The 10,898-nt window shown below is 69.2% G+C and carries 8 protein-coding genes; 3 read left to right on the top strand and 5 right to left on the bottom strand.

The features are described from left to right. Nucleotides 1–50: 50 nt before the first annotated feature. Nucleotides 51–899 carry a ParA family protein gene (locus tag AC1DGE_RS10860; protein WP_476917451.1) on the bottom strand — a complete coding sequence of 283 codons (849 nt, stop codon included), beginning with the start codon at nucleotides 897–899 and terminating at the stop codon, nucleotides 51–53. Nucleotides 900–1,219: 320 nt separating this feature from the next. Here AC1DGE_RS10860 and AC1DGE_RS10855 point away from each other — a divergent pair, with 320 nt between their 5' ends. Beyond that, nucleotides 1,220–4,615, top strand: coding sequence for a pyruvate carboxylase (locus AC1DGE_RS10855; protein ID WP_476892762.1), 3,396 nt, complete (start codon nucleotides 1,220–1,222; stop codon nucleotides 4,613–4,615). A 92-nt stretch (nucleotides 4,616–4,707) separates the two neighbouring features. Here the strand turns inward: AC1DGE_RS10855 and AC1DGE_RS10850 are convergent, their stop codons facing one another. Beyond that, nucleotides 4,708–6,528: an AMP-dependent synthetase/ligase gene (locus AC1DGE_RS10850; protein WP_476909492.1), complete on the bottom strand. Its 1,821-nt coding sequence runs from the start codon at nucleotides 6,526–6,528 to the stop codon at nucleotides 4,708–4,710. Nucleotides 6,529–6,781: 253 nt separating this feature from the next. Between AC1DGE_RS10850 and AC1DGE_RS10845 the strand changes: the two genes are divergently transcribed. Further along, entirely contained in the window at nucleotides 6,782–7,804 is a 1,023-nt protein-coding gene (locus AC1DGE_RS10845) for an ROK family glucokinase (RefSeq protein ID WP_476909556.1), read from the top strand. A 45-nt stretch (nucleotides 7,805–7,849) separates the two neighbouring features. Here the strand turns inward: AC1DGE_RS10845 and AC1DGE_RS10840 are convergent, their stop codons facing one another. Genes AC1DGE_RS10840 through AC1DGE_RS10830 form a run of 3 tightly spaced genes read right to left on the bottom strand, consistent with a single transcriptional unit; the run spans nucleotide 7,850 to nucleotide 10,036 of the window. Next, nucleotides 7,850–8,398, bottom strand: coding sequence for a hypothetical protein (locus AC1DGE_RS10840; RefSeq protein WP_476917450.1), 549 nt, complete (start codon nucleotides 8,396–8,398; stop codon nucleotides 7,850–7,852). After that, complete coding sequence (locus AC1DGE_RS10835; RefSeq protein ID WP_476917449.1) at nucleotides 8,391–9,194, bottom strand: alpha/beta hydrolase; 804 nt, start codon at nucleotides 9,192–9,194, stop codon at nucleotides 8,391–8,393. Before AC1DGE_RS10835 ends, AC1DGE_RS10840 begins: the two co-directional genes overlap by 8 nt. Nucleotides 9,195–9,208: 14 nt before the next feature. Further along, complete coding sequence (locus tag AC1DGE_RS10830) at nucleotides 9,209–10,036, bottom strand: alpha/beta hydrolase (protein ID WP_476917448.1); 828 nt, start codon at nucleotides 10,034–10,036, stop codon at nucleotides 9,209–9,211. Nucleotides 10,037–10,147: 111 nt separating this feature from the next. On the opposite strand from AC1DGE_RS10830, the gene AC1DGE_RS10825 reads away from it, so the two are divergent. Beyond that, the gene (locus AC1DGE_RS10825; RefSeq protein ID WP_175321586.1) at nucleotides 10,148–10,888 is read left to right on the top strand and encodes a lysophospholipid acyltransferase family protein; all 741 of its coding nucleotides are present in this window, start codon (nucleotides 10,148–10,150) and stop codon (nucleotides 10,886–10,888) included. Nucleotides 10,889–10,898 lie beyond the last annotated feature (10 nt).

Below are 10,898 nucleotides of genomic sequence, written 5' to 3'. Positions count from 1 at the left end.
TCTTGTTGTCCTCCATCCGGGAGGCCGGACTTCGAACCGGAACAGTACAGCTAACGCTGGCTGCGGTTGCGGACCATGCCCGCAGCCGCCAGCTCCCCGGTACCGCCGGCCCCCATCAGGTTGCCTAGCAGCGTGTCGAACAACGCCGCGGCGTTCTTGGCGGAGTCCCCGGGCCAGTGATGGACCGAGTGGGCCGCGCCCTGGATCTGCTGCCAGTTCGCCTGCTCCGGGATGTGCGGGGTGAGCAGCAGTTCGCCGAACATGGACTGCATCTCGGCCAGACGGAAGGTGTGCTCCGAGGAGCCGGTCCGCACCCGGTTGGCGACAATGCCTGCGGGGGAGAGGCCTGGCGCGAATTCCTGCCGGAACAGCTGGATGGCGCGCATGGTGCGCTCGGTGCCCGCGACGGAGAACAGTCCCGGCTCGGCGACCAGGGCGACCTTGTCGCTGGCGGACCAGGCCATCCGGGTCAGGCCGTTCAGCGAGGGCGGGCAGTCGATCAGCACGAGTTCGTACTGCCCGGCACCTGCCAGCACGGCGGAGAGTCGGCGCAGGTCGCGGCGGCCGAGGTCGGGCCGGTCGTAGATTCCGGTATAGGCCGAGCCGATGGCGACATCCAGTACGGACGCTGCTGTTCTCTTGGAAGAAGCGCTGTGCTCCACCCATCCGCTGGGGACAACGTTGTCGGCGAGGCGGGCCCGGCGCGGGGACTTGAGCATCCGGCCGATGTCGAGTTGTTCATCGGGCCGGACGCCGAGGGCGGTGCTGGCATCCGCGTGCGGGTCAAGGTCGACCACGAGGGTGGGGATGCCGGCTGCGAGTGCGGCCGACGCCAGTCCGGTTGTCACGGAGGTCTTGCCGACACCGCCTTTGAGGCTGCTGATGCTGACTACTTGCACTTGAAAAACCAATACCTAACGCCGGTTGCCGAGACTGGGTCATGCCGGCCCGTGCGTTCCTTCGGACCGGGGCGTGCATGCGCCACCCACCAACTCATCATATGTTGACCAGGCACCGAAACCTTTCTCATCCGGCCCGACTTATCCGGGCCGGCGGGTGCCCGGACCGCGGCGGAGCCCCCCGCGCGACAGCGATCTGCCCAATGCCGCCGAAATGACGCATAATGCTGTGATGGGCGCCACAATGATTTGTGTTTGCGCACACCAGTCTTAGAAACTGTGACGACTTACCGAACCACCCGCGATGATGCAGGAGAAGTATGTTTTCCAAGATTCTGGTGGCTAACCGCGGCGAAATCGCCATCCGCGCCTTCCGCGCCAGCTATGAGCTGGGTGCCAAGACCGTTGCAGTGTTCCCGACCGAGGACCGTAACTCGATCCACCGCCAGAAGGCGGATGAGGCGTACCTGATCGGCGAGGAGGGGCACCCGGTCCGGGCGTACCTCGATGTCGACGAGGTGGTGCGCGTGGCGAAGGAGGCCGGGGCCGACGCGATCTACCCCGGCTACGGATTCCTCTCGGAGAACCCCAACCTGGCGCGCGCCGCGGCTGCCGCCGGCATCACCTTCGTTGGACCGCCGGCAGAAGTCCTTGAACTGGCCGGCAACAAGGTCGCCGCACTGGAGGCCGCCCGCAAGGCCGGCGTCCCGGTGCTCAAGTCGAGCCAACCGTCCAAGGACGTCGACGAACTCATCGCCGCCGCGGACGAAATCGGCTTCCCCATCTTTGCGAAGGCCGTCGCCGGCGGCGGCGGCCGCGGCATGCGCCGGGTGGACACCCGGGACGCGCTGCCCGAGGCCCTGCAGGCCGCCATGCGCGAGGCCGACGCCGCCTTTGGTGACCCCACCATGTTCCTGGAACAGGCGGTGCTGCGCCCGCGGCACATCGAAGTGCAGATCCTCGCCGACGCCGAGGGCAACGTCATGCACCTCTTCGAGCGCGACTGCTCCATCCAGCGCCGCCACCAGAAGGTGATCGAGATTGCCCCCGCGCCGAACCTCGATGAGGGCATCCGGCAGGCGCTCTACCGGGACGCCGTGAAGTTCGCCAAGGCCCTGAACTACGTCAACGCCGGCACCGTGGAGTTCCTCGTCGACACCGTGGGCGAGCGGGCCGGCCAGCACGTCTTCATCGAGATGAACCCGCGCATCCAGGTCGAGCACACCGTCACCGAGGAAGTCACCGACGTCGACCTCGTCCAGGCCCAGCTGCGGATCGCCTCGGGGGAGACCCTCGCCGACCTCGGCCTCTCGCAGGAGACCGTCAAGCTCAACGGCGCCGCACTGCAGTCCCGCATCACCACCGAGGACCCGGCAAACGGCTTCCGCCCCGACGTCGGAAAGATCACCGGCTACCGTTCGGCCGGCGGGGCCGGTGTGCGGCTCGACGGCGGCACCGTCTACTCCGGCGCCGAGATCAGCCCGCACTTCGACTCGATGCTGGTCAAGCTGACCTGCCGCGGCCGCGACTACAAGACCGCCGTCGCCCGCGCCCGGCGCGCCCTGGCCGAGTTCCGGATCCGCGGCGTCTCCACCAACATTTCCTTCCTGCAGGCCGTCCTGGACGACCCGGACTTCGTCGCCGGTGACGTCGCCACCTCGTTCATCGACGAACGCCCCGAACTGCTCAAGGCCCGCGTCTCCGCGGACCGCGGCACCAAGCTGCTGACGTGGCTCGCCGAGGTCACCGTCAACAAGCCCAACGGCGAGCTCACGGCACACACCGACCCGGCCGACAAGCTGCCCGCCCTGACGGACAGTGACGCCCCCTTGGGGTCCCGGCAGCGGCTGCTCGAACTCGGCCCGGAGGGCTTCGCGAAGGCCCTGCGCGAGCAGGACGCCGTCGCCGTCACCGACACCACCTTCCGCGACGCGCACCAGTCCCTGCTGGCCACCCGCGTCCGGACCCGGGACCTCGTGGCGGCCGGACCGGCAGTATCCAAGCTGCTGCCCGAACTGCTCTCCGTCGAGGCCTGGGGCGGCGCGACCTACGACGTCGCCCTCCGCTTCCTGGGCGAGGACCCCTGGGACCGCCTGGCCGCGCTGCGCAAGGCGCTGCCGAACATCTGCCTGCAGATGCTGCTCCGCGGCCGGAACACCGTCGGCTACACGCCATACCCGGAAGAGGTGACGGTGGCCTTCGTCAACGAGGCCGCCGCGACCGGCATCGACATCTTCCGCATCTTCGACGCCCTCAACGACGTCAACCAGATGGCCCCCGCCATCCGCGCCGTCCGCGCCACCGGCACCGCCGTGGCCGAGGTCGCCCTCTGCTACACCGCGGACATGCTCGATCCGGACGAGAAGCTGTACACCCTCGACTACTACCTGGACCTGGCCCAGAAGATCGTCGACGCCGGCGCGCACATCCTCGCGATCAAGGACATGGCCGGACTGCTGCGCCCGGCGGCGGCAGCCCGCCTCGTGACGGCCCTGCGGGAGAAGTTCGACCTCCCGGTACACCTGCACACCCACGACACGGCGGGCGGCCAGCTGGCCACCCTGCTGGCTGCAGTGGACGCCGGCGTGGACGCCGTCGACGTCGCCTCGGCCTCGCTCGCCGGCACCACCAGCCAGCCCTCCGCCTCGGCCCTCGTCGCGGCGCTGGCCCACACGCCGCGGGACACCGGCCTGAGCCTGGCCAATGTGTGCGCCCTGGAACCGTACTGGGAGGCTGTGCGCCGCGTTTACGCCCCGTTCGAGTCGGGACTGCCGGGCCCCACCGGCCGGGTCTACCAGCACGAGATCCCCGGCGGCCAGCTCTCCAACCTGCGCCAGCAGGCGATCGCGCTGGGGCTGGGCGAACGCTTCGAAGCGATCGAGGACATGTACACCGCAGCGGACCGCATCCTGGGCCGGCTCGTGAAGGTCACGCCCTCGTCCAAGGTGGTGGGCGACCTCGCCCTGCACCTGGTCGGCCTCAACGCGGACCCGGCGGACTTCAACGAGAACCCGCAGAAGTACGACATCCCGGACTCCGTGATCGGCTTCCTCTCCGGCGAACTGGGAGACCCTCCCGGCGGCTGGCCCGAGCCGTTCCGGACCAAGGCCCTGCAGGGCCGCAGCGTCAAGGTCCGCGACGTCGAACTCAGCGCCGAAGATAGTGCCGCGCTTAAGGGCGACTCCAGGACGGTGCAGCAGACCCTCAACCGGCTGCTCTTTGCCGGTCCCACCAAGGACTACCAGAAGAGTGTCGAGGCCTACGGAAACCTTTCCGTCCTGGACACCCGCGACTACCTCTTCGGCCTGCAGCGCGGCGCCGAGCACGAGATCGAGCTGGAGAAGGGCGTGCGTCTGATCGCTTCGCTCGAGGCCGTCTCCGAGCCGGACGAGAAGGGCATGCGGACCGTGATGTGCACGCTCAACGGACAGTCCCGGCCCGTGGTGGTCCGTGACCGCTCCGTGGTCAGCAACGTCAAGGCCGCCGAGCGGGCCGACGCCTCGCAGCCGGGCCAGGTCGCCGCGCCGTTCGCCGGCGCCGTCACCCTGACCGTCAAGGCCGGCGACGCGGTCAAGGCCGGGGACACGGTCGCGACCATCGAGGCCATGAAGATGGAAGCCTCGATCACGACGCCGGTGGCCGGGACCGTGTCGCGGCTCGCCGTCGGCCCCGTCGAGCAGGTCCAGGGCGGCGACCTGCTGCTGGTCGTGGAGTAGCGCGGCCGGACACGGCAGCACAGCAGAAAGGGCTCCTCCGGCCACGGCCGGGGGAGCCCTTCCTGGTTTATGCCAACGCGTTGAAGCGGGTCTTAGGCGTGCGTGGTGCGCTTCGCGGAGTACATCTCCTCGATCACGTTCTCGAAGTCCTTCATCACCTGGGCGCGCTTGACCTTCATGGACGGCGTCAGGTGGCCGGAGGCCTCGGTGAAATCGGAGGGAACAATCCGGAACGACTTGATGGCCTCGGCCTGCGAGACGGACTGGTTCGCACGGTTGATCAGCTCCTGGACCGCCGCCGTGACGGCGGGGTTTACGGTCGCCTCGGCCACCGTGGTCGACGCCGGCAGGCCGTGGCGCTGCAGCCAGCCCGGGAGCGCCTCCTCGTCGAGCGTCACGAGGGCGCCGATGAACGGACGGTTGTCTCCGACCACAAGGACCTGCGAAACCAGCGCGTCGGCGCGGATCTGGTCCTCGAGCAGGGCCGGCACCACGTTCTTGCCGCCGGCGGTGACGATGATTTCCTTCTTCCGCCCGGTGATGGTCAGGAAGCCCTGCCCGTCAAGCTGGCCGATGTCGCCGGTGCGGAACCAGCCGTCCACGAAGGCTTCGGCCGTGAGGTCCTCCCGGTTGAAGTAGCCCCGCATCACGCAGACGCCCTTGGCGAGAATCTCGCCGTCGTCGGCGATCTTCACGGCGTTGCCGGGAATCGGCGCGCCGACGGTGCCGATCTTGATCAGGCCGGGCGTGTTGACCGTGACCGGGGCGGTGGTTTCGGTCAGGCCGTAGCCTTCGAGGATCTGCAGGCCGATGCCTTGGAAGAAGTGGCCGAGGCGTTCGCCGAGCGGGCCGCCGCCGGACACCGCGTGCGCGACCTGGCCGCCCATGGCGTCGCGGAGCTTGCCGTAGACGAGCTTGTCAAACAGGGTGTGCTTGAGCCGCAGGGCCAGGCCCAGCTTGCCCGCCTGGCGAGCCCGCGAATAGGCGATGGCGGTTTCCGCGGCGCGATGGAAGATCGCTCCCTTACCGCCGTCCTCGGCCTTGGTCAGAGCGGAGTTGTAGACCTTTTCGAAGACCCGCGGCACCGCGAGGATGAAGGTCGGCTTGTAGCTCTGCAGGTCCGGCAGCAGGTTCTTGATGTCCGGAGTGTGCGCCACGGTAACGCCGGCCGCCACCGCCAGCACAGAAATGAAGCGGGCGAAGACGTGCGCGAGCGGGAGGAACATGATGGTCCGCGCCTGCTCGTGGACGATCTGGCCCAGGGACGTGGCCAGCACATTGTCGGAGAGCTCCACGAAGTTGCCGTGGGTCAGCTCGCAGCCCTTGGGCCGGCCGGTGGTGCCGGAGGTGTAGATGATGGTGGCGAGATCGTTGAGCGAGGCCTGACTGCGGCGGGCTTCGAGTTCCTCGTCGCTGATCCCGCTGCCGGCGGCGCGGACCTCGTCGAGGGCGTCACCTTCCAGCTGCCAGACGTGCCTCAGCCCGGTGAGGCCCTCGGAGCCGGCAGCCTGCCGGATGATGTCCTCATGGTGGGCGGACTCGCCGAAGGCGGCGACGGCGCCGGAGTCGCCGAGGTTCCAGGCAACCTGTGAGGGGGAGGACGTTTCATAGATCGGGACCGAGACGGCGCCGGCAAACCAGATCGCGAAGTCGATCAGGGCCCATTCGTACCGGGTGCGGGACATGATGCCGACCCGGTCGCCGGCAGCCACGCCGCTGGCCATCAGGCCCTTGGCGAGCAGGGAGACATCGGCCAGGAAATCGGTCGCCCGGACGTCCTGCCACTGGCCTGCGGCGTCGAGCCGTGAGAACAGGGCCGGGTTGGACGCCTTCGCGGCCTGGCGCAGGACCAGGTCCGTTACGTTCGTCTCCGGTGGGACGGTGACCAGGGGCGGGACACTGATTTCTCGCACGATAGCTCCTTTGATATCCATTGGCCCGCAAGGGGGGTACGACTAACAGTAGTATGTGGCCCCGGCGGGGTGTGTTCCACTTCACCTACTGGCGAGTAACTTTACGGACAAGGCCCGTGTTGCGCCACCCGGGAGAGGGCCGGCGGCCCGGCCGCGCCGCTCGCTGAGGGCCCTAGAATGGGGAACGATGCATACTCCAACACCCGGCCAGAAGCCCGGACCGCAGCGCAGGACGGCCGCCTGGCGGCGCCGGATGCAGGGCTTTTCCGGCGCCTCCGAGGCCGGCAGTTTCCGTGAACACCTGCGGCTCGGGCGCAAGGGCCTCGCGATCGGCGTCGACATCGGCGGCACAAAGGTGGCGGCCGGCGTTGTGGACGCGGAAGGGCGCATCCTCAGCCAGGCCAAGCGGTCAACGCCGGGCAGCGATCCGCGCGCCGTCGAGCAGGTGATCGTCGAACTCGTGGAGGAACTGGGCCGGGGCCACCGCATCTGGTCGGTCGGCATCGGCGCGGCCGGGTGGATGGACCTCGACGGCGCCACCGTGCTGTTCAGCCCGCACCTGGCCTGGCGCAACGAACCGCTGCGTGAGAACCTTCAGCGGCTGCTCCGCCGTCCGGTGCTGCTGACCAACGACGCCGACGCCGCCGGCTGGGCGGAGTGGCGCTTTGGCGCCGGGAAGGGCGAGAGCCGGCTGGTCTGCATTACCCTGGGCACCGGAATCGGCGGGGCCATGGTGATGGACGGGCGGCTCGAACGTGGGCGCTTCGGCGTGGCCGGTGAATTCGGCCACCAGATCATCATGCCCGGCGGCCACCGCTGCGAGTGCGGCAACCGCGGCTGCTGGGAGCAGTACGCCTCGGGGAACGCCCTTGGCCGGGAGGCCCGGGAACTCGCCGCAGCCAACTCGCCGGTGGCCCAGGAGCTGCTCAAAGCAGTGCACGGCCATGCCGACCGGATCACGGGCGTGGTCGTCACCGAACTCGCCAAGGCCGGCGATCCCACCGCGCGTGAACTCCTCGAAGACGTGGGGGAATGGCTCGGCCTGGGACTGGCGAACCTGGCGGCGGCCCTGGACCCGGGAACCTTCGTCATCGGCGGCGGGCTCTGCGACGCCGGCGAACTCCTCGTGGAACCGGCGCGGAAGGCCTTTGCCCGGAACCTGACCGGCCGCGGGTTCCGCCCGGCGGCCACGATTGAACTGGCCGCGCTGGGCCCCAATGCCGGGCTGATCGGCGCGGCCGACCTTTCCCGGGTCAGCAGCCGCATGCGCAGCTAGCCGGCGCGCGGGCGGCTCCGCAGCCGCCAGCCGGACAGCATCCGGCTAAACGCGGGCCCCGTCGTCGTTCTCGTCCTTCTCCTGCGGCAGCTTCATGATCAGGAACACCACCGACGCCGCGAAGGCGACCACCATGCCGACGACCGCCAGCAGCGGTGCGCTCCGCCAGAAAATGGCGGACAGCATCAGCGCGATCGGGCCGCCGACGGCGCCCAGCCATGCGAGCATCGTCAGCGGGTCGGACCCGGCCAGGCTGGGCGGCTCTTCGGGGACGAACGCGCCGTCGTCGTCGTCCGGTTCGTAGTCCCGCGGGCCGGAGGCGCCCTGGCCGGCCGCGGCGTCGTCACTCCCGCCCAGCGAGGCCGCCCGGCCGCCGGCCCGGGGTTCGACCGGTGCCGGTGCCGGTGCCGCAAGGCCCAGCGGGTCGAAGTCGCGGAACGTCCGCGCGGCGGGGCTTCCGGCGTCGGCGCTGCCGGCCGGACCGGAGTCGGTGCCCTCCAGCCTGGCGACCAGATCCAGCCAGACGGCGTCGTCCTCGTTGGCGCTGGAGTCCGGGGAATCGGGGTCCGGCGAGCCCGGGTCGAATCTAGTCATCTGCCGTTTCTTTCTGGCTGGCACCGGCGGCGCCCGGGTTGGGCCCTTCCACGACAGACCGGATGAACTCCGCTGTGCCGCGGAAGATCTGTGGCGCGTCGTTGTCCATGGTAGCCACGTGGTAGCTGTTCTCCAGCCGGATGACCTCCAGCGGGGCGTTGCTCAGTCCGCGGCGCAGGGCGGCCAGGCTGGCGTCGGAAACGACGTGGTCCACGGTGGACCGGTAGACCCGGACCGGGGCCGTGATCCGGGGCAGCAGCCGCAGGGTGTCCTTGAACATCTTGTTCAGCTCGTGGGCCGCCGCGACCGGGGTCCGCGGATAGGCGCCTTCATCCACGCCTTCCTTGAGGATGTCATTGGCGATCGCCGGGGTGCTCTTCAGCATGAATTTCAGGATCCCGGCCAGCGGCGCGCGGGGATCATCGATGACCAGGCCGGGGTTCACCAGCACCGCCCCGGCCACGGGGCGGGTGGCCGCCAGCCGCAGCGCGAGGGCGCCGCCCATCGAGAGCCCCGCCACCACGACGTGGTCGCACTCCGAGGCCAGTTCCAGGTAGGCGGCGTCGAGTCCGGCATGCCAGTCCTGCCAGCGTGTCCGGGCCAGTTCCTGCCAGCTCGTGCCGTGCCCGGGCAGCAGCGGCATCCGGACCGCGTAGCCGGCCGCGGCCAGGGACTCGGCCCACGCCCGGACGCCGTGCGGGCTGCCGGTGAACCCATGGGAGACCACGACGCCGGTCCGGGGACCGGATCCGGTGAACGGACTGCTGTACGGCGAGTGGTCGGCGGCTGTGCTCATGGATGCTCCGTGGTTCATGGCTGCTCAGTTTTTACTGGCTGCTGAGGGCCTGCGGGGACAGTGGACTGGGCTGGGGACGGGGCCGCGTGCTCCCGGAAGAAGCGGGCGGACTGCGAAAAGATTACGGGAGCGTCGACGTCGAGCGTCGCAACGTGGCCGCTGGACGGCAGCGGGACCACCGTAAGGTCCGGCGATCCGAGGCGCCCGCGGAGCAGCTCCAGCGAGGTCGGCGGCACCACCGCGTCCGTGTCGGACTTGAACACGATAGCCGGAACGTCGACGGCGGGCAGTTCGCGCAGTGTCGCGGTGAAGAGCTTGCGCAGTTGGTGGACGGCCGCGAGCGGGGTCAGTGAGTAGTCGCCGTCCTGGGTGGCGGCCGCCGTCGACTCCGTCTCCTGGAGCGGGACGGTGGTGCGCTGCAGGTACTTGAGCACCCCGATGTAGCGCACCCGGCGGTCGTAGAAACTGAGCCCGGGGTTCACGACGGCGACGCCGGCCACGCGGTGGCGGGCAGCGGTGCGCAGCGCGATGGTTCCGCCCATGGACAGGCCCGCCACGAAGCAAGAGCGGGTTCCGGCGGCCAGGTCCAGGTACGCGGCCTCGAAGGCGCCGTACCAGTCCTGCCAGCCGTGCCGGGCGAGATCCCGCCAGTCGGTGCCGTGGCCGGGCAGCAGCGGGACGGAGACGGCGAACCCGAGGGAGGCCAGGTGCTCGGCCCAGGGAAGCACACTCAGGGGGCTACCGGTAAAGCCATGGCAGATCGCGACGCCGGTGCCCGCATTGGCGCCGTGGCCGGGGTAGCGAAAAGCGGCAGGCGCCACTGGAGTGCTGCTTTCGCTCATGAGCCCATCGTGTCACTGTTCCCGACAAAACTCACTAGAGTAGGGTGTCACTGAAGTCCTGGCCGGGTCCGAAGAAGGGCCGGCCAGACGCCTGCCGGAGAGGTACACCACGTGTTTTATTGGTTCATGAAGACGTTCGTCCTTGGGCCGGTCCTGAAGACGCTCTTCCGGCCGTGGGTCAAAGGCCTGGACAATGTTCCGGCCGAGGGCGCCGCGATCCTGGCCTCAAACCACCTTTCTTTCTCCGATTCCATCTTCATGCCGCTGATGGTGCCCCGGCCGGTGGTGTTCCTGGCGAAATCCGAGTACTTCACCGGCAAGGGAATCAAAGGCAAACTGACCGCCGCCTTCTTCCGGCTGACCAACCAGCTGCCGATGGACCGGTCCGGGGGAGCGGCGTCCGCCCGCTCGCTTGATGCCGGCATGGATGTGCTGAAGAACGGTTCGCTCCTGGGCATCTACCCCGAAGGCACCCGCAGTCCGGACGCCCGCCTGTACCGCGGCAAGGTCGGGGTCGCCCGGCTCGCCCTGCAGGCCCGGGTCCCGGTGATCCCGGTCGCGATGATCGGCACCGACAAGGTCCAGCCCATCGGCAAGCGGATGCCCAACATCCGCCGGATCGGGATGATCTTCGGCGAACCGCTGGACTTCAGCCGCTACTACGGCATGGAAGACGACCGCCTGATCCAGCGTTCCGTAACGGACGAAATCATGTACGAACTGATGCGGCTCTCCGGCCAGGAATACGTCGACGAGTACGCCGCCGTCGTCAAACTGCGTCTCGCCGGAAAAGCCACCGAGGCACCGGAGGCCGGCGCCGGCCAGGAACCGGAGACGCCCGGAACTGTGTGACGGGGCGCCT

The sequence above is a fragment of the Arthrobacter sp. 05N425 genome (genome assembly GCF_056397125.1).
Note: the sequence above shows the minus strand (reverse complement) of the source record. Positions and strands in the feature narration are given on the sequence as shown.